Source organism: Mesotoga sp. UBA6090, assembly GCF_002435945.1.
In the GTDB taxonomy this organism is placed as follows: domain Bacteria; phylum Thermotogota; class Thermotogae; order Petrotogales; family Kosmotogaceae; genus Mesotoga.
Genome location: NZ_DIXC01000012.1, coordinates 24,810 through 44,875, shown reverse-complemented (window position 1 = coordinate 44,875; position 20,066 = coordinate 24,810). Strand labels below are relative to the sequence as shown.

At 45.5% G+C, this 20,066-nt stretch carries 12 protein-coding genes; 8 read left to right on the top strand and 4 right to left on the bottom strand.

What is annotated here, in order from left to right; genetic code table 11:
* The first annotated feature begins 184 nt into the window (after nt 1-184).
* From B3K42_RS02010 to B3K42_RS01990, 5 genes are all read left to right on the top strand, one after another.
* The gene (locus B3K42_RS02010) at nt 185-1,174 is read left to right on the top strand and encodes a LacI family DNA-binding transcriptional regulator (RefSeq protein ID WP_110989919.1); all 990 of its coding nucleotides are present in this window, start codon (nt 185-187) and stop codon (nt 1,172-1,174) included.
* A gap of 27 nt (nt 1,175-1,201) precedes the next feature.
* Entirely contained in the window at nt 1,202-2,278 is a 1,077-nt protein-coding gene (locus B3K42_RS02005) for a carbohydrate ABC transporter permease (RefSeq protein ID WP_110989920.1), read from the top strand.
* Nucleotides 2,275-3,141, top strand: a complete 867-nt coding sequence (locus B3K42_RS02000; protein WP_110989921.1) for a carbohydrate ABC transporter permease — start codon at nt 2,275-2,277, stop codon at nt 3,139-3,141. Before B3K42_RS02005 ends, B3K42_RS02000 begins: the two co-directional genes overlap by 4 nt.
* Nucleotides 3,142-3,277: 136 nt before the next feature.
* Nucleotides 3,278-4,546 carry an ABC transporter substrate-binding protein gene (locus B3K42_RS01995; protein WP_110989922.1) on the top strand — a complete coding sequence of 423 codons (1,269 nt, stop codon included), beginning with the start codon at nt 3,278-3,280 and terminating at the stop codon, nt 4,544-4,546.
* A 74-nt stretch (nt 4,547-4,620) separates the two neighbouring features.
* Nucleotides 4,621-5,856, top strand: a complete 1,236-nt coding sequence (locus tag B3K42_RS01990) for a glycosyltransferase (protein ID WP_110989923.1) — start codon at nt 4,621-4,623, stop codon at nt 5,854-5,856.
* Nucleotides 5,857-5,896: 40 nt separating this feature from the next.
* Here the strand turns inward: B3K42_RS01990 and B3K42_RS01985 are convergent, their stop codons facing one another.
* The 3 genes from B3K42_RS01985 to B3K42_RS01975 form a co-directional block, all read right to left on the bottom strand.
* Nucleotides 5,897-7,126 (bottom strand): 6-phosphofructokinase, encoded by a 1,230-nt coding sequence (locus B3K42_RS01985; RefSeq protein WP_258367131.1) that lies wholly within the window; start codon nt 7,124-7,126, stop codon nt 5,897-5,899.
* A gap of 336 nt (nt 7,127-7,462) precedes the next feature.
* Nucleotides 7,463-8,647, bottom strand: a complete 1,185-nt coding sequence (locus tag B3K42_RS01980) for a pyridoxal phosphate-dependent aminotransferase (RefSeq protein ID WP_110989925.1) — start codon at nt 8,645-8,647, stop codon at nt 7,463-7,465.
* A gap of 488 nt (nt 8,648-9,135) precedes the next feature.
* The gene (locus B3K42_RS01975; RefSeq protein ID WP_110989926.1) at nt 9,136-11,166 is read right to left on the bottom strand and encodes an Ig-like domain-containing protein; all 2,031 of its coding nucleotides are present in this window, start codon (nt 11,164-11,166) and stop codon (nt 9,136-9,138) included.
* Between the two features lie 304 nt (nt 11,167-11,470).
* Here B3K42_RS01975 and B3K42_RS01970 point away from each other — a divergent pair, with 304 nt between their 5' ends.
* Nucleotides 11,471-13,231: an NADH-dependent [FeFe] hydrogenase, group A6 gene (locus B3K42_RS01970; protein ID WP_110989927.1), complete on the top strand. Its 1,761-nt coding sequence runs from the start codon at nt 11,471-11,473 to the stop codon at nt 13,229-13,231.
* 52 nt (nt 13,232-13,283) lie between these two features.
* Here B3K42_RS01970 and B3K42_RS01965 read toward each other — a convergent pair whose 3' ends face one another.
* Complete coding sequence (locus B3K42_RS01965) at nt 13,284-14,195, bottom strand: sugar transferase (RefSeq protein WP_110989928.1); 912 nt, start codon at nt 14,193-14,195, stop codon at nt 13,284-13,286.
* A gap of 104 nt (nt 14,196-14,299) precedes the next feature.
* Here B3K42_RS01965 and B3K42_RS01960 point away from each other — a divergent pair, with 104 nt between their 5' ends.
* Nucleotides 14,300-15,589 (top strand): metallophosphoesterase, encoded by a 1,290-nt coding sequence (locus B3K42_RS01960; protein ID WP_110989929.1) that lies wholly within the window; start codon nt 14,300-14,302, stop codon nt 15,587-15,589.
* Between the two features lie 13 nt (nt 15,590-15,602).
* Nucleotides 15,603-20,060, top strand: a complete 4,458-nt coding sequence (locus B3K42_RS01955; RefSeq protein ID WP_110989930.1) for a fibronectin type III domain-containing protein — start codon at nt 15,603-15,605, stop codon at nt 20,058-20,060.
* Nucleotides 20,061-20,066: the final 6 nt, after the last annotated feature.

Genomic DNA, 20,066 nt, shown 5'->3' with positions numbered 1-20,066 from the left:
GAGTGTGAAAGAGTAATCCAATAATAGTAGAAGCAATCTAGAGAAAGCCGCCCCTTATTCACTCTTACGTTCGGTATTTACTCCAAATGACTTCAGATTGATTCTAAGTTTGCTTTGACTTCATTAATCATATTGTTATAATGGAAGCGATTCCATTACTACACGATATTAGGGAGCGAGTTGTTTGAAAAGGCCCACCATAAAAGATGTTGCATCTCTTTCCGGTGTTGGAACCGGTACCGTTTCTAGAGTTTTGAATGGCGGTTCTGTTAAGGATACAACGAGAATCAGGGTGATTCGAGCCATTGAAAAGCTTGGATACCAGCCGAACCAGATGGCGAGGACACTTGCAGGGGGAAAGACCAGAAGAATTCTCTTCCTAATGCCTGAAGTGAGGACCGAGTTCCACTGGAGAGTTATGAAATCGTTTGATGATTTTCTGGACATGATGAATTATGAGATGGTTATATACCCCGTGTTCTCTGACAGAAGACTAAACAGACTGAAGAAGGATTCTTCGTTGCTGGAGGACTCAGATGGGGCAGTAATTTGTACAATGAACACAGGATTTTTGTCAAAGAACTATATAAATTTCGGAAGCAACATCGTGCTCTTTGAAGCACAATCAGAGGAATTTGATTGTGTATACCTGGATAACATCATGGGGGGAAAGATGGCTGCGGAGATACTTATAGACTGCGGCTCGAGTGATTTCTTCGTTATCTCTTTTGAGGAAGAGAACCCGATTCTCGCAACAGAGAATTTTGAGAAGAGGATCGAGGGTTTTACCGGTGTTCTAGAGAACAAGGGGTATGAGTTCAATCAGGAGAGGCTCGTGTACACATCTTTCTTCTTCGAAACAGCTTATGAAAAAATTGCCAAGATACTTACTGAACACGACAAACCAGGAATATTCGCATTGGCAGACAATTTTGCCCTTGAAGTGCTTCAGACAGCTTCGGCTTTGAAGAAGATACCTGGAAAGGATTTTTTCCTCATCGGTTATGACAATCAAAGCTGGACCGAAAGAGCGGGCCTAACAACAATCGAGCAGCCAATGGAAGACATGGGAAGAAAGACGGCGGAATTGATAATTCAGAGGATAGAAGCTCCGGGGCAATACATTCAGCCGGTAAAATTCCTGCCCAAAATGAAGCGCAGGAGAACGGCCTGACGTTATCCCTAGTGATTAGGAGGATTTATGGCCAGGAAAGATAAGCTGACTCTAGCTCAGAAGGAACAAAGAACTGCCTACAAATTGCTTCTTCCCGCTCTGTTGATCTTAGCGGCTGTTGCATTTTATCCCCTGTTTCAGGTTTTCTACACCAGCCTTACTGACAAGGTGTTTGCTTCCGGAACTGACGAGGCACCGAAGTTCATAGGTCTTGAAAACTATAAGAGTCTTCTCGGACTTACGATTCAAGAGTTACCGCCGATTGTTGATGAAACGACGGGGGATCCCTTAATTGACGAGTCAACCGGAATGACTATGTACGAAAGAGCAATTAGAGTGCTGCCGAGAAGTCCGGTAAGATATAGAGAGTGGTTTCAGTTCTCATTCTTCGGGCGACGTTATGTAGTGGGTGCGAGAGACCCCGAGTTCATGAAAGCTATATGGAATACGCTGGTCTTCACGGTCATCTCGGTTTTTCTTGAGACTATTCTAGGACTTGGAGTTGCACTAGTAGTGAACAGCAATTTCAAAGGAAAAGGCATTATGAGGGCAACCATGCTGGTTCCATGGGCCGTAATAACAGTTGTCTCGGCGAGAATATGGGAGTGGATGCTTCAGCCTACCAGGGCAGGTCTCTTCAATATGGTCCTGAGCAGGCTTGGTTGGGGTGATGGAGGGCTATCGTTCCTGAGCATGCCGACTCTCCAAATGCCGACTCTAATTGCTGTTGACGTCTGGAAGACGACTCCTTTTATGGCACTGCTGATTCTTGCGGGCCTACAACTTATCCCGAAAGAGCTCTACGAAGCTGGAAGAGTTGATGGAGCAAATAGAGTGAGACAGTTCTTCGCCATCACAATGCCGCTTCTCAAACCTACGCTTGCCGTTGCACTTATCTTCAGAACACTTGATGCACTGAGAGTATTCGATGTTTTCCAGGTACTTATGGGAAACCGAATGTATTCAATGGCTTCTTATAACTACTACCAGTTGATTGGCAACAGGAATATGGGTCTTGCCTCAGCAATAGGTGTGATCATATTCTTTATAATCGGAATCTTTGCAGTGTTGTACATGAGGCTTATGGGAGTTGATAAAGAATGAAGAAGAATAGATCGCTCTGGGTTATGGGGAAGATTGCGTTCTGGGTCCTTATCATATTCATCTTCTTCTACATGCTCTTCCCCTTCTACTGGGCAGTGAATTCATCGCTGAAGTCTGAGGCTCAGCTTCAGATGACTCCGGCAACTCTTTTACCCGTTGACAGGGATGGGAAGTTTTCTCCGACGCTCCAGAATTATGTCGCAGTTTTTAACGACGGAACCTTTGTCAGAGCATTGTGGAACAGTACTATTGTTGCGGGTCTTACTACCCTTCTAGCGTTAGGAGTAGGATCGTTTGCAGCCTATGCAATGGGCAAGCTAAGGTTCAAAGGAAAGAGGCTTACTTTGTATCTCATTCTGTCTCTCACAATGTTTCCTCAGATTACAGTACTTTCAGGATTGTATGCCGTGATTACAACACTCAACCTAGGAGCCAGATTGAGCTTGATTCTCTCATATATGATATTTACGTTGCCTTTCACAACTTGGGTCCTCACTTCCTTCTTCAAAGAGCTACCGACGGAAATCATGCAGTCAGCATGGGTTGACGGTGCTACACCTTTCCAAACTTTCTATATGATATTGTTGCCTTTGACTGCGCCCGCACTTGTCACGGCCGGTTTACTTGCTTTCATATCAGCATGGAATGAGTATATTTTCGCTCTCACTTTTACGACTATTGCACCAGAAGCAAGGACGATTCCGGTCGCCATTTCTCTGTTCAGCGGATCGGTTTCAAGACAAGTACCATTTGGGGAGATCATGGCCGGAGCTGTCATAGTAACGGTTCCTGTGGTCGCTCTTGTTTTCATCTTCCAGAGAAGAATAGTGCAGGGTTTGACTGCGGGAGCAGTGAAGGGCTAAGACTGGCTACAACTATTCGGTAAGAGACACCCTAAGTGGTCTGATGATAATAGGAGGTGATCTGAAGGGTTCTAGAATGAGACTAGGTTTGTAAACAAGATGGTGCTTCAGAAGACTGTTTTAAAGGAGGGGTATTATGAAAAAAGTTCTATTGACACTTATGGTAGCGTTATTTGCCCTGGTCGCAGTTTCAGAGACAGTTATTACTGTTGCGGCAGGGGCCGTTGGTCAGGAGCTTGAACTGACCAAGAAAGCAGCGGAAAGATACATGGAGATTCATCCCGATGTGACTGTAAGAGTTCTGGATACTCCAGACATGGTTCAGGACAGGCTCGGGCTCTATCTCCAATTTTTGGAAGCAAGAAGCCCCGAGATTGATGTCTATCAGGTAGATGTTATTTGGCCCGGTGATCTTGCGCAGCATTTTGTCGATCTTTACGAGCACAACGCCGACAAGGTTGTATCTATGCATTTCCCAGCGATAGTTGAAAACAACACGGTCGATGGAAAACTCGTTGCCATACCGTGGTTCACAGATGCGGGTCTTCTATACTATCGAACTGATCTTCTCGAGAAGTATGGGCTTAACCCGCCGACCACGTGGGACGAACTCGAAGAAGCAGCGAAGATCATCCAGGAAGGAGAAAGGAAGACAAATCCCGACTTCTGGGGATTCGTGTGGCAGGGCAATGCTTACGAAGGTTTGACATGCGATGCCCTTGAATGGCTCGCATCAAACGATGCAGGAACAATTATCAGCCCTGACAAGAAGATTACAATAGCAAACGCCAATGCAGTCGAGATTCTTGAAAAAGCAGCTGGTTGGGTTGGAACAATCTCTCCTAGTGGAGTCTTGACTTTCGCTGAGGAAGATGCCAGAGCGGTTTGGCAAACTGGAAACGCTGCCTTCATGAGAAATTGGCCTTATGCCTACAGCCTAAGTAAGGGCGAGGACAGCGCCGTCGCGGGCAAGTTCGATGTCTCTCCTCTTCCGGCCGGGAAGAGTGGGAATGGAGCCGCTACGCTCGGGGGTTGGCAACTTTCAGTCAGCAAGTACAGTAAAAATCCTGAAATCGCTGCGGATTTTGCATTGTTCATGGCCGGTTACGAGGTGCAAAAGTTGAGAGCTGTTGAAGGTTCCTTCAATCCTACGATCGAAGCTCTTTATGCAGATTACGAAGTGCTTGAAGAGAATCCGTTCTTTGGTTCACTTTATTACGTATTCACAAACGCTGTTGCTAGACCTTCAACAGCAACTGCCCCGCGATATAATGAAGTATCTACTCTATTTTTCAAGGCCGTTCACAGTATCCTCTCCGGAACCGCGGATGCACAGAACGCTCTTGAAGAGCTTGCCCTCGATCTCGAAGATTTGACAGGGTTTGAGGTAGTTTGGGGCTTCTAGTAATGGTCTAACTCGGCTAGCTGGTCCCTGATGGGGCCAGCTAACCTTCTGCAAAATCGAAAGAAGGTGTGAAAGTGAAAACTACACAGGTACTGAATAAGAGACTAAAGGATTATGAGCCTTTTGTGGATAAAGATTTTCTAGAGAAAATTCTTCAGCTTTCAAGTGAACTTAGGGGTCTGAGAGTTCTTCATGTCAATGCAACATCCTTCGGGGGCGGCGTGGCTGAAATACTGCACACTCTTGTTCCCTTGATGAAGGACTGTGGCCTCACTGTTGATTGGAAGGTAATTGACGCTCCTTCACAGTTCTTCGACCTTACCAAAAGGATGCACAACGCTCTTCAAGGCAAGGAGGACCGATTATCAGCTGAGGATAAGGGCCTATTTGAAAGCGTTGCAGAGGACAACGCGAGTTTCATCGAACCAAATCAATACGACGTTGCCGTGATCCATGATCCTCAGCCAGTAGGGCTTCCTGCATTTGCAGATTTCGGGAGCTGTAGGCTTGTTTGGAGATGCCACATAGATACTTCTTCGCCAAATCCAGTCTTCTGGGATTATCTGAACTCCTTTTTATCTCACTACCATGCAGGTATATTCACCCTTAAGAACTATGCGAAAGACGGGATTTCAGTTGAAAAGATCTACGAAATCCCACCTTCAATCGATCCTTTGAGCAACAAGAACAGGGAACTGTCGAAGGAAGAGATGGAACAGTCACTGAGAAAACTCGGAATTGAGAGTGGCAGACCTGTAATTACTCAAGTATCCAGGTTCGATCCGTGGAAGGATCCGTTAGGGGTTGTCGATGTGTATAGAAAGCTGAAAAAGAGGTTTAGAGAGCTTCAGCTTCTGCTGATAGGATCGATGGCTTCTGACGATCCTGAGGGCTGGAAGATTTATGAAGATCTTCTGAGATACAGTGGGATGGATTACGATATCAAAGTTCTCTCAAATTTCCAGAACATCGGTGATATCGAAGTCAACGCAGCTCAAAGAGTTAGCAATGTAGTTCTTCAGAAGTCACTTCGCGAAGGTTTTGCGTTGACTATGAGCGAGGCAATGTGGAAGAAGACGCCCGTAGTCGGAGGAAACGTTGGAGGCATTCCTCTTCAGGTTCACCACGGAGTAAATGGATATCTCGTTGAAAGCGTTGAAGATACTGTTGAATACACAGGAAGGATACTTGAAGACCCTAATCTTGCAGAGGAGATGGGGAGAAAGGGATATGAAATAGTGAAGAAAGATTTCCTCAGTACGAGACATCTATATCAATATCTTCAGCTCTTCCGAGATCTTATGAGTTGAGAAAGCCCCCGTGGCCATTTGCGGAACGGGGAGCTTCATATCAGAGAAGCTTCTTTGCCTTTCTTCTTTCAAGATTCTCGTATATGGGCAGACCATGAAGATAGAGATTAGGGGCTTCGCCCTGTATGAGTGGTAATGCATATGATCTGAACTCTTCAGTAACGTAGAATCCGTCTTCTGAGATGAATTCTCTGGGGAGATCTTTCGTGCCGTTCGCAACTTTCCCCAAGTCAACTGTGGAGTATCTCTTTAGATAAGGCTTATTGCTTAATCGGAGAATTGAGACCATCACTCCGCTTTCCCCTTTCAGCGCCTCCCTCACTGCTAGCGCTCCGACCTCGACTGCTTCTTGCCAATCTATTAAGCTTGCGATGTGTCTTGAAGATCTCTGAAGATAGTCGGGAAGAGCGACATGGACTTTGCATTTGAGGGCCTCTCTTATTGCTCTTTCAAGATACTGACCTATCTTTCCGAGCTGCACATTTCCAAATGCGTCATAGTAACCCGCAGTAGAGATGTACGAACCGTCCGGTCGTTTCAGTGCTTCTGAAGCTACGATAGAGCAGTATCCTTCTTTCATTATTACGTCTTCTACTCTTTCAATAAAAGATTCTTCGTCAAATGAAACCTCGGGAAGCAGAATAATCTGGGGACCATGAAATCTATCAGTACTTGCAAGTGAACCGGACGCAGCTAGCCAGCCAGTGTGACGTCCCATTGACTCCATGATAAAGACTTTCGTCGAATCGCTGTACATAGATTTCAAGTCTCTAGTTGCTTCCATAATAGATATTGCAGTAAATCTTGCTGCAGAGCCATAACCAGGGCAATGGTCTGTTTCTAGAAGATCGTTATCAACAGTCTTGGGGATTCCGATCACTTTCAGTGGAAAGCCGATCTCATCTGCCTTCTCATTGATTCTGTGAGCCGTGTCCATTGAATCGTTTCCCCCGTTGTAGAAGAAGTATCGAATCGAATGAGCATCAAAAACTTTGAACAGTCTTTCAAAATCGTCTTCGCTTTCTATTCTCGTCCTGCAAGAACCGAAAATTGCACCTGGGGTATACGGGATTCTGTCGATCTCACTGCGTTCTTCTTCAGTCAAGTCGAACAGATCTTCATTGAGTATTCCTTTGATACCGTTCACACCGGCGAAAATTCTGTCGATCTCTTCAGCCGCAAGTGCTGCAACGATTGTTCCGTAAGCTGATGCGTTGATTACAGATGTGACTCCCCCCGATTGAGCATAAACTGCATTGTATCTTTTCAATTTACCACCCCCATTGTTCAGAAACATAGTAGTAGACCCTGTTCCTCCGGAATGCGTAATCAACTCCTCACTAACAGAGCATCAGCACATAGATTCCAAAGAAATAATTCCCGCGTCTTAAAATGACCACAAAACATGAGATTCAGATCCCTGCAAATGGTTCATAATCTCTAGACACTCACTCAAATAAGTAATCGGGCGTTGGCTCTTTCCGAAAGTCAAGCGGCCCAATATTGAATGAGGGAAGTGCTTCTCGGTTAATCGACGGGTTTTCCACGCATTCATGACGAACAAAAACATCGAGATTGGCGATAGGTGCTTACTTGGGAGTTTCGATCAACGTCCGTACTCCTTGAGGCCCTTCGCAAGTATCTCAATTGCGGCTTTCATCTTCTCCGATGAGAGGACATAGGCAATCCTGACTTCTTTAGTCCCTATGCCTTCAGTTGCGTAGAACCCCTCCAATGGGGCAACCATTACAGTGCTGCCGTTGTAAGAAAAGTCAGTAAGCATCCATTTGACGAATTCTTCGGCGTTTTCGACGGGAAGCTTGACAGAAATATAGAATGCGCCCGCGGGTTTCTGCATTTCTATCCCTTCGATTTTGCTGAGTTCTTCAAAAACCACATCTCTTCTAAGTTCATACTCTTTCTGCACAGAATCTGTATATTCCTTTCCCAGGGTAAGAAGGCCCATTGTTCCAAACTGTGCGATTGTTGGGGGTGAAAGCCTGGCCTGGGCGAACTTCATGATTGTCCTGTAGAGCTCCTTGTTCTTTGTTGCCACGCAGCCAATCCTGGCGCCACAACTGCTGAATCTCTTTGAGATGCTGTCCACGACAATAATGTCCTGCCCTGAATCTATGGTCATTATTGACGATGGTTTGATGCCATCAAAGACGATTTCTCGATATACTTCATCGCTGATGACAAATAAATTATTCTTCCTGGCGAATCTTATTAGTCTCGTTAACTCGTCCTGCGTATATACCACACCTGTGGGATTGGAAGGATTCGAAAAGAGTATCGCTCTTGTTTTCGATGTCAGAGCTTGCTGCATCTCTTCGTCATTTGGAAGCCTATAGCCGTTTGAAACCTTGGAAGTGGCAGCCCTTACGTTTAGTCCTAGAATATTGGCGAACCCTTTGTAGTTGGCGTAAAATGGTTCGATCAGCATGATATCATCGCCCGGGTCGGCAACTGCTGCAAGGGCGAACTGTATTGCTTCGCTCCCTCCCGAGGTGACAAGCAATTCATCGGACGAAATATCGATATCCCAGGAACCGAAATAGCTCGAAAAGGCCTCTTTGAGTTCCTTGATTCCGTCTGATGGAGAATAAGAGACTACTGAACTGAAAAGCTTCCTGATGTAATCGTAAAATACCCTTGGGGTTTGAATGTCGGGCTGACCAATATTCAAGTGATAAACATTGACACCTCTATCCTTAGCTTGCTGCGCAAATGGTACAAGTTTTCTTATTGGAGACGCCGGCATAGCAATTCCGCGTTGCGATACTCTCATGATTGACCCCCTCAAGTCAAATGATATTCTTTCTCAATCATTATACAACAAGTGAACACGAAGAATGAAGGCAGTAGTGGCGCAGCTGAAGAGCTAATGAGCAATTCCTTCTCCCCCACTCAAAAAAAGAGGCTGCATTCGCAGCCTTGACTTCGATCTCTGGATGGATCGTCTATCTAGGAAGAACCAGAGTGAACAACCTAATTTTCCCTGTCTTCGAAAGTTACTTCTATCAAATCAAGATTTTTATCCGTCTCCAGTTCAAGTCCCTTCTTCGCATCTGAACCTATTCTTCTCAAGTCTTTTGTTATCATAAGTTAACCTCCTGTTTTCTGCTTTTCCCCGCCACAAGCAATTATAGCATATTATTGTAGGAAACGAAAGGATAAGCGAGCACAACAAAGATCTAGGAATATAGAGCCCTCTATTTGACGTAGATTATTGTAGAAAGGATGATGCCGGCCAAGGTCGGAATTATCCGATTATAGTTATCTCACAACTATTGCGAAAGTGGCTGTTGCTTCTCCTCCCTTAAGGTCATTGGCGCTCAGCATTACGGTATTCGATCCCAGTTCTTCCGGAATGAAGGAGTATATACTCCCAGTCAACACTCCGGGTCCGTAGATCAGTTCATACCTGAGATAGTCTCCATCGGGGTCACTGCTGAACTGTCTCAAGTCAAGTCTTAGAGTCCTTGAAACTATTGTGGTTTGATCTGGAATATTGAATTCGGGTGGTCTGTTTGTATCAGTAACAAGCAGGTCAAAAGAAGCATTTGCCACGCCTCCTCTTCCGTCTGATGCGCTAACAACGATCGTGTAGAAACCGTAATCCTCATACCCCGGTTCGATTATCAGTCTGCTTCCTTCGATCGCTCCCATTCCCTGAACGATCTCAAATGATAGATCGTCATTGTCCGGATCAGATGAGTATTCGTTCAGATCAGCAACAAGTCTGGAGCCTTCTGCTACCGTGAACCCTGGTATGCTCAAGACAGGGGGCCTGTTGCTCTCCCTAATATCGATTCTCAGCGTCGTTCTCGCCAATCCGCCCTTACCATCGCTCACTGAGATAACTGCTTCGTAGATTCCCGCGCTGCCGTAGTCTGCGTCAAAAGTGTAAGTTCTTCCCTGTATCGTTCCTGGGCCAGAAATCAGTGAGTAGCTAAGCGGGTCATTGTCTGGATCGGAAGCATGATCCGAAAGGTTAATCGACAGCCTTTCTCCCTCAGAAATCCTTCTCGGAAGAATCGAGATCGTTGGCGGCTTGTTTGTCTGACTCACATTGAAGATCGCCGTTCTGTCTACCGATCCGCCCTTTCCATCGGACGCTCTGATAGTTGCTGAGTATCTTCCTGGATCAGACGATTGAAATGTATACTGACTACCGGTGATTCTACCGGAACCGCTGACAAGCTGGTATGAAAGTGGGTCTCCGTCAGGGTCAGAGAAGTAATTGGAAAGGTTGAGCGTTAGTTGTTCATTCACTTCAATCGTTCTTTCGGGAATGTTTGAAGCTACCGGTACTCTGTTTCTAGTGGCAATACTTATTAGAAAGCTATCTTCAACAGTATTCAAACCGTCCGAAATCTCCAGAACGATGGTCTTAGTGCCTGAATCATTTTCGGGACTTGTATATGAATAGAGTGATCTCTCTACCTCACCAGGACCAGAAATTATCTTTATCGAGATTGGGTCATTTTCTGGATCTCTTAAGAAGGTTCGAAGATCCAGAACGAGTGTGTTTCCTTGATCCAGATTCTGATCAGGGATGCTCGATACCGGTGGAAGATTTCTTGTTTCAGCTGTTGCCAATCGAGAAGAAGCATCGGTCCCTTCTGGAGTAATGGCGACTGATGTTGCTGACTCGATTGTTGTGGAGTCAGTTGATGGTGTAGACGGGATCGTAATGAACGCCTTATTCAATATCAAGAATGTTGAATCATCGTTTCCTCCGCGGCCATCAGAAACAGTAATAGTTATCCTTTCTTCTGTTCTGGTTGCAAAGTCCGGTCGGTATGTGTAACTACTGCCAATTATCTGCCCGTTGCCAGAAGAGATGTTGTACGTAAGAGGGTCCAGATCGGGATCCTCTGCGAACTCATCAAGATCTATGGAGACAGTCTCATTCTGCGCGATTATCTGGTCTGGTATCGATAGCACTGGTGGACGATTCACTTCTCTAACGGTAATCACGAATGTGGATTCGGCTGTTAGCTCTTTCTGGTCAGCAACGGAAATCGTGACAGTGTGTTTTCCAGACTGTTGGTAACTCGGCGAGAATGTATAGAATGTGTCCCTGATTTCCCCAGGGCCCGCCAACTTTCTGTAGGTAAGGGATGCCATCTTCTCGTCGCTTGAGTAATCGTGTAGATTTATAGAAAGAATATCGCCCTCGTTGATTATCATGTCTGGGATGCTCATTACAGGGGGTTTGTTAAGCATTTCAGGAAGCAGTCGGATGGCAAATACAACTGCTACCACGACCATCAACAACGCCCAGAAGAACCATTTTCTCATACCGCATAACCTCCATGAAGACCATAATAGCAATCAAGTCTATTATAGTCTTATTCCTGTTCCGTGGCCAAACCGAATGGATTCTGAATACCTTTCGTGAGAACTGCTCACTATCGTTAGCGGGAGACTCGCTTACTGTTTAACACGCCTGGCCACGTCGTCTTTCATTTGTTTCCCTGTGAGTAAATTTTAACCTAATACATGGCATAAGAGACGGTCAATATGCTAGAATCTATTTGATAGAAAAATCACAATCTATTTTTTTGTCTCAATAACTGAAGATTTCGAATGGAGGTGCTGTTCGGTGCCCGTGACAATTACCATTAACGGCAAGGACTATTCCGTGAAAGAGGATCAGAGCATTCTTGAGGCTTGCCGCGAAATTGGAATGGATATTCCAACACTCTGTTATCACCCTGCCCTCTCTGTTGTCGGATCGTGCAGAGTCTGTGTCGTTGAGGTTGAGGGGGCTCGTAATCTCTCGCCGGCATGCGCAACTCAGGTCGTTGATGGAATGAAGATTAAGACGAATTCCGAAAGAGTGAACAAGGCCGTAAGATTCAACCTTGGTCTTCTGCTTTCAAATCATCCCAATGACTGTATGACCTGTGATGTGAATGGTAGATGCGAGTTTCAGGATCTGATATATAAGTATGATGTAAAAGACATGTTCCCGAAAACCCTTAGAAATGTCCCTTACGACACTTCCAGTCCTTCGTTGTTCAGAGACATGAACAAGTGTATTGACTGTGGAAGATGCGTTAGAGCTTGTGACGAGCTTCAGGGTCTGTCCATCCTATCGCCGGTAAACAGAGGATACCATGTTCTTCCATTGCCTGCTCTAGGCGCCCCAATAGCTGCGACGGATTGTATCAATTGTGGACAGTGCTCGGCCGTATGCCCAGTGGGAGCTATTACCGAGAGGATGGAATTCAGGGATGTGGTTTCTGAGCTTAAGAGACATGATAAGGTTCTTATTGCGCAGACCGCTCCTTCTGTTAGAGTCGCTTTGGCTGAAGAGTTTGGGGAACTTCCAGGCACTGTGAGCACTGGCAAGATGGTTGCTGCTCTTAGAAAGCTAGGATTCGACTATGTGTTTGACACAAACTTCTCTGCAGATCTAACAATTATGGAAGAAGGATCGGAGCTTCTTGAAAGAGTGAAGGAAGGGGGCAAGTTCCCTATGTTCACTTCTTGCTGTCCGGGATGGGTCAACATGATGGAGAAATTGTATCCGGAATTCACCGAAAACCTCTCAACGGCGAAGTCGCCTCAGGAGATGTTGAGTGCGCTTGTCAAGACATTCTTTGCGGAGAAGATAGGAAAGAAACCTGAAGACATTTATCTGGTTTCGATCATGCCCTGTACCGCGAAGAAGGACGAGAAAGGTAGAGAAACCCTAGAGGTTAGAGGTGCCCAGTCTACCGACGCGGTTCTAGTCACGAGAGAACTCGGAAAACTGATCAAGATGAATAAGATTCCCTTCGAGTCACTTGAAGAGGAAGAATATGACAATCCACTCGGAATCTCTACCGGTGCCGCAGTAATCTTTGGTGCAACGGGGGGTGTTATGGAAGCCGCTTTGAGGACTGCATATGAGCTTCATACTGGAGAAGAGCTCGCAAGACTTGATTTCGATTTTGCTCGCGGGTTTGACGGAGTGAAGGAAGCCGAAATCGACATGAAGGGTACTAAAGTCAAGGTTGCCATCGTTCACGGAGGAAGCAATGTTGTTCGGTTAATGGACAAAATACGTTCAGGAGAGGCATTCTACCATTTCGTCGAAGTAATGGCCTGCCCTGGTGGTTGTATAGGTGGCGGCGGTCAGCCAAAATCAAGCGAGCCCGGCTACCTTCAGAAGAGAATGGAAGCAATCTATAACATTGATAAATCTTCGAAGATCAGAAAGTCTCATGAAAATCCAGCTATTCTGAAGCTCTATGAAGAATACCTGGGAAAGCCTCTTGGACATCTATCTCATGAACTCCTCCACACGCACTACAAAGACAACAGCAAGAGTGTGATTCAAAGAAAGAAGGAGCTTGAAGAGATGACAAAGGGTTGATTCTGCGGTTGAAACTAATAGAATACTGAGGGGTTTGCAGCCCCTCTTTTTCTTAACCTTCCCTCTCGAGCAACGTAATGAAGACGGCAAATGGTGTTTTGAGTAGGCACTTCAGATCCAAAATGAATGATCTGTGTTTTACGTAATATAGATCAAAAGCGGTTTTTATTCTGTATTCTTCAAGAGTGGTAGTGTACTTGTAATTGATTTGAGCCCAGCCCGTGAGTCCCGGTTTTACCAGAAGCCTCAGCGAATAATTCTCAATATTCTCCATTCCAAGCTTGTGAAACGATGGTAACTCCGGTCTCGGACCGACCAGACTCATATCTCCCCTTATAATGTTGATTATCTGTGGAAGCTCATCGAGTCGCAGGGGTCTCAGAAATCTACCCAACCTTGTGATCTCCTCCTTACCATCTTCAGTCTTGAAAGTTCTGAATTTGTACATTCCAAATTCATCACAGTTTTTTCCGATTCTCGTTTGACAGATGAAGATAGGTCTACCACCTGAAAAAAGCGAGATGAGCGCAACTACTCCAATAATTGGACCGAAGATAAGAAGCATGAGAGTAGCGAAAACCACATCCAGAGTTCTCTTTAGTCTGTCATATGCTTTAGTGGTTTGTATTGGTTCTTTTGTGACAAGCATGAACATACCTATCGTGAAGGTCGTTCTCACTAATCTGTATAGGCAGAAATACCTGAAAAGCGTCGCTACGATAGCAGGAACAGCGATAAATGGAGAGTTGAAGATTGTCGTAAGAGCCATAAAACAAGCAAAAACGGCGGATCCAAGGGCCGATGCCTTCTGTTTCTCTGGATCGGAGAAAGTAATTCCCTCGTAACCGCGCATAGAAAAGCTTATTAGAATACTCACGCCCAAAGCTGCGAAAAACGCACAAAAACCGTTCAATAAGAGCGGCAAAGCTAAGGCAAAATCCAGCAAATACCATAAGCTGCTCATCGTTATATTCTCTCATCTTTGCCATGATATTTGAACCAACAATTTCACAGAATATTGAATTTCGATTGCAAATTTGGGGTATTATGGAACTTAGGAGGACCACAGTGAAAAAACTATACTTGAGTGATCTTCACATTGGTGACGGGACCTTGAAGGATGACTTCAAGTTTGATTCCGATCTTGTGGAATTGATATCGAGTTCGAAGGAGAAGAAATTCAGCGAAATCATAATTGTTGGAGATGGTCTTGAGCTTCTGAATTCAGAATTCGTGAAGAACAGGGGGTTGTTGTCCTTTGAAGAGCTTCTTAAAGAGATTGATGAGTCCATTCTTGAAGTCATTGAAAGAAAGCATGAGGAAGTCTTCAAAGCATTTAGAGACTTTACTGAAAGGGGTCGATTAATCTATGTAGTGGGTAACCACGACTCGCTTTTGCTTTTCAATAATAAGCTAAGAACGAGGCTCAAAGAAATGCTTGGAGAGGCCGGAAAAGTTGAAATAGTACCTTATTATCTTGACAGAGAGTTTAACACGATAGCTTTGCATGGCAATCAGTACGATATTGTGAACAGGTTTTTCAGAGACAGAAAGTCTGGGCAGCTCTTGCAGCCATTTGGGGACTATTTGGCTCGGTTCATGATGAAGAACTTCGACAGCTGTCTTCTGAGAACAGAGCTTCCAGAGCAAGCCATAAGAGATTATCAGAATATTCACCCGACTCTCGACGTCTTCGAATGGTTCGATTACATCAGGAGGGTTTACGACGTTGATTCGGATCTTCAGGAAGAATGGTCGAGACAGTTTCTTCTTCTGTTGAAGAGCAATGAGGCCGAGCGATGGATAGACGCTAATTGGCCGGGGCTCAAGGTAATTGAAGGACTCTTCGTCAACAAACACGGAGGAATGAAACTTGGGAGTCTGATGGTACGGTTGGTTATGGCCTACAGGAAGTTTAAGAGGACGGATAATCTTTACAGGCAGGGAAGAAGATTACTTGGAGCAGAAGGAAAGAAAGGCTTCCACAAAGCCATGAACAACGAGTATTTCCTTATGTATGGCGATACGGCTCCCCCAGTCGTCCCTGGTGAACTGAAGGGAGTCATCATGGGTCACAATCACCGCCATGTACTCAGGATGATTTCTAGTAATGGTGAAGAGAAATTCTATGCCAACACCGGTACATGGAAACCCGTCGTAGAAATCATTGACGATGATCCCAGAAATGGTTTTGCAAGAAGAATCGAACTGGGATACATTACTATAGAGATGATTTCGAACGAATTTCTCGTTCAATCTAAGCATATAAAGATGCTTAGCGGGCTACGGCTTTCCGAAGATACGATAGAGATGAATTCGGAGGGATCCGTACCGCACGAAATTGAACTACGAGTCTGAGGAGGGATCCACATTGCACTATTACAAAGGTTCTACAATAGTGCCGATAATCATAACCCTGCTGCTTGTGATAGTTGCTGCCGTTGTGGCCGCTTTCTTCCTCTGGCCCGTTCCGGAACCAAAGATACTGATTTCGAATGTATCACCCGTTCCCAAGAATGGGGAGAGAATTCAGTATTCTGAGAAGGTTACGCTCAGGTGGGAAGCAGTATATGAACGTCCCAGACATGGTCTTATGGCCGAGGTTTTCGCCGGAAAGGACAAGAGCACCCTTAAGAGATTAGCTCTCGATTTGCAGGGAGAGCTAACGTCTTCGACAGAGGGCATATTCTCTTTCTCCCACGAGTTTGAAGTGGATCCTCACTCTCAGTACTGGTGGAAGGTCAGGCTCTACACAGAAGGCGGAAAATCAGCTGAGAGCGAAATTTGGACTTTCGTCTTGATGAACACATATCCTCAACGACCTGAACTCCTTCCTCCGGGTAGTGATCTCGGAAACGTACCGCTCAAAGATCTGATTCTCAAATGGAATTCGTCTGATCCCGATGGAGATGAGTTGGTTTATGACGTCTTTTTCGGGAGAGAACCCAGACTTGACGAAAAGGACATATTGATTAAGGGTGCTGAGAAATCGATAGTAGACGTCTCTTCTCTTAAGAGACTGGATTACTCAACGAAATACTACTGGAAGGTAGTCGCCAGAGATCCATTTGGAGGCGAATCCGTTTCTTATACAGAAAGCTTCACGACTCAAATGAGGGCAGACCTGCCGGCAGTGACGCCAGACAACCCGAGAAGCGGTGCCAGTGATTTCGATGCGAGCATAGGGAGCCTCTCCTGGAAGACTTCTCTTCCTCTGGAATACTATCTTGATGAGCTTTACTTTGATGTCTATCTGGCTGAAGGTCAATCGAGGCACTCACTGATAGGGACCACTAATTCTACTGAAATCCCTGTTCCTTCTCTCAAAGGTAATACCACCTACAGCTGGTACGTCGTGGCAAGGGATTCGGCTGGCAAGGAAAAGAAGAGTGAAGAGTGGATCTTCAGGACTTCAAACAGAGCACCCATAATTGAGATGGGATATCCTTCTGTCCCTCCCGGCCAGGCCTCGTTCCCTGTTACCTGGAGAGTAAACGATCCTGACGGAGACAGCATAACAAGTGAGGTCTTTTTCGGACCGGAAGGGGAAGAGCCAATAAGAATCGCTTCGGGAAGAATGACATCGGTTTTCCTTCCGGCTCTTGATGAAGGGACACGTTACCGTCTCCTTATTAGTGCCAGCGATACCAATGAGGGCAGAACAGAGAGAGAGATCATAATTTCACCAGGGAATAAGCCACCTTCTGTCTCTGTTGAACACCCGTTCTCTCTGGAACAAGTTGAACCATCGCTTGTTACTTTCAAATGGTCTGGAGAGGACCCGGATGGTGATTCTATCCGATATGAGCTTCACCTGCAATCGAGAGACGATTCAAGAATCATCGAATCTATAGATTCTCAAGAATATGTTGCAAGAGAACTGAAGGCGAATGAAGATTATCGCTGGTTTGTTCTTGCGATTGATTCGAAAGGTGGTTTCTCCAGAAGTGAAGATGCGACTTTCAGTACAGGCGATAAGTCTCTTGCGTTGACACTTCCAATAGCGCCCAAACCTGGTGTGGAGGAAGTCGCCATTTCAAATGCTGCCTTCAGCTGGGAAATCGATGGAAATAGCGAAGGAGTCTCATACAGATTCTCACTTGGGACTGGTGATCAGATGGACAACGTAGTGTTTGAACAGGTACTTACTCAAACAAATCTAGAGTTAACTCAGGATCTGCTCAGCAACAAGAAATATTTCTGGAGAGTTGATATTATTAGTGAAGATTCGGAGATACAGGGAGAAATCTGGTCCTTCAAAAGCGAAAATCTCCCGCCGAAAGTACCTGAGCTAAAACTCCCGGTAGACGGAGCCTCAGAAGTATCAACAAGAAATCTGACCTTGAGATGGGAATCCAGTGATTCTGACGGGGAAATAGTTTCAGCAAAGGTTTATTTGAGAGAGCCAGACGGTATCGTGAAAGAATATGTCGCCTCGGGAAACTCATTCACAGTGGAGGATCTAGAACCCGGACGCAGATACGAATGGGCGATAGAGGTTACAGACGACGGAGGTAAGAGTACCGTGAGCTCATATTATTCGTTTATTACGGGAAATCAGAAACCGGTCATTAAGCTAATTCAGCCTTCTCGGATATTCCTTGAAGGCGCGACAGCACCACTTGTAATCGAATGGGAGTTGGACGATCCCGAAGGCGAAGATCTCTATGTGGAAGTCTTCATGAATACTGCCGAAGAATCGCTGGGCTTGCCTGTGGCAAGAGGTAGAAACCTGCAGAGATATGAAATAGAGAATCTCCTCTCTGGTAGGGATTATCTCCTCACAGTTGCTGCAGAGGATCCTGGAGGAGAAAGAGGTACGCTTGAGATCCCTATCAAGACAAGAGTCCCGGGACTCACCTATGAATATCCTGTCGATGGGTTCTACGAAGAAGAGAGAGATTTCTCCTGGTCATACTTACAGGAAAACTCTGGATACGTTTTCAGGCTGTACGATTCGGACTTTGGCCCGCTGGTCAGGAAAGTCGTTCAGAACAGCACATACAAACCGGATTTGACTCTGGTCGATGGCAAGCATTATTATTGGGCTGTCTCAGTTTTGAGGGACAATAATGAATATGCGGGAGAACCTATAGGTTTCATATTTGGACGTCCATATAGAGTGGAACTTGACAGTCCGAAAAACGGTGCAAAAGTGCCTGCTTCAGGCACAATACTGAGATGGAATATGGAAGGTGATACAGGTACAATAAGGCAGAAAGAACTGTACTTCGGAGAGCTTGGCAATCTTTCGCGACATACTCCTGTGGGCGACAGCTTCGAGACAGGGAGGCTACTTCCAGGAAGAGAGTACGAATGGTATGTTCAGTTGACCGATGACAGCGGTGTTATCACAAGGAGCGAGACCTATGGATTTGCTGTCGATAACATGCCCCCCGAGATATCCTTGATAAGTCCAGTCGATAGAGGAACGGTGAACGAGTCATACGTTGATCTTGTTTGGTCCGGCTATGACCCAGATGGAGATCAGTTGAGCTACTCGGTTTACTTTGGTACCGGTCCCGAACTGGAACTATACAGAGAGTCTATGCAAACAAATCAGATTAGAATATCCGGTCTGGTCATGAATCAGACTTATCGCTGGTACATTGTAGCGTCGGACGAAAAGAACACGGTTACTTCCCAAATGAGAACCTTCTCTGTCATGAGTAGACAGTTTGATCTTGAGATCATATCTCCAGCTACTGGTTCCACTTCCGATATTTCACCTGTTTTCACCTGGCGAGTTGATGGTATGGACGATGGAGAGTTCAGAGTCTTTCTTGGCGAATCCCAGTCTCAGATGTCCCTTCTGGGAACGACGACCGGCAACTCGTTGCGATATCAAGGCCAACTTGAAAACGACAAAGCTTATTACTGGAGAGTCGAGTTATGGCGTGATGGACGGCTTCTCTCGTCAACGGCTGCAAGCCAGTTCATGACTAGACCTTCTGATGCGACCGCCTCTGTAGAGGATAGGGACGTAACTGTTCTCTACTTTGGTGGGGTTTTTAATATAGTTTCTCTTGGCAGCTCGGGGCTCGAGATTGTTGAAATTCCTTACCAGTACGATGGAGGTGTTTCCGCGATACTAAACGGCAAGATCCTTTATGTTATTGATAAAACGGGAAGGTTGAACGCTATTGATTTCAGTTCGGGCAGAGCGGAAGTAGTCGGCACTCTCGTAACTGACACTACTCCAGAAAAGATGGTTTTCGAGGGAGGCTATTTGTGGATTCTAGATACCAAGAGTGCTGGAGCTGTGATAAGAGTTTCACTCAACAGCAACGGAATTCCCGAAAGAATGGAAACTATCTACAGGGACTGGACGACACCAGTTGATCTGTTCGTGGCAGAGGATCTTTCAAGAGTCTATTTGGCCGATGCACTGTCAGGAATAAAGATTCTTGAGAGAGAAGGAACGAGATATCTTGATCGCACTTCAAGCTTCTCTGTGCCTCTCGAAGGATACTCGAGAGCAGTTGCCGAAAAGGATGGCGTCGTCTTTTCTGGAGAGGCCGGTATGGACGGCGGGCTAAAGCTTATAGACACCGAAAGATCTTTAAGAAGCAATGTTGGCAGATACTACATTGTACTGAGAATAGAGATTTCTGAGAACATCCTTTACGCTTCAACTGACAAGGGTATAGCAATCGTTGATATAAGTACTCCAACATCACCGGTTGTGCTAAGAGATCTAGAGCTTACGCAGGTAGACGAGATTTCGGTTTCGGGGAGGCTCATGATAGTTAGATCTGGAAACAGAATACTTATTTATGATGTGCAAAGACCAAATGATCCACTTTTACTAGAAAGCAGAAATGAATAGCGTCCA

Bases quoted from the DNA above. Each gene is read 5' to 3' on its own strand.
- B3K42_RS02000 (WP_110989921.1), top strand. From the start codon at position 2,275: ATGAAGAAGAATAGATCGCTCTGGGTTATGGGGAAGATTGCGTTCTGG.
- B3K42_RS02005 (WP_110989920.1), top strand. From the start codon at position 1,202: ATGGCCAGGAAAGATAAGCTGACTCTAGCTCAGAAGGAACAAAGAACT.
- B3K42_RS01995 (WP_110989922.1), top strand. From the start codon at position 3,278: ATGAAAAAAGTTCTATTGACACTTATGGTAGCGTTATTTGCCCTGGTC.
- B3K42_RS01975 (WP_110989926.1), bottom strand. From the start codon at position 11,166: ATGAGAAAATGGTTCTTCTGGGCGTTGTTGATGGTCGTGGTAGCAGTT.
- B3K42_RS01980 (WP_110989925.1), bottom strand. From the start codon at position 8,647: ATGAGAGTATCGCAACGCGGAATTGCTATGCCGGCGTCTCCAATAAGA.
- B3K42_RS01965 (WP_110989928.1), bottom strand. From the start codon at position 14,195: ATGAGCAGCTTATGGTATTTGCTGGATTTTGCCTTAGCTTTGCCGCTC.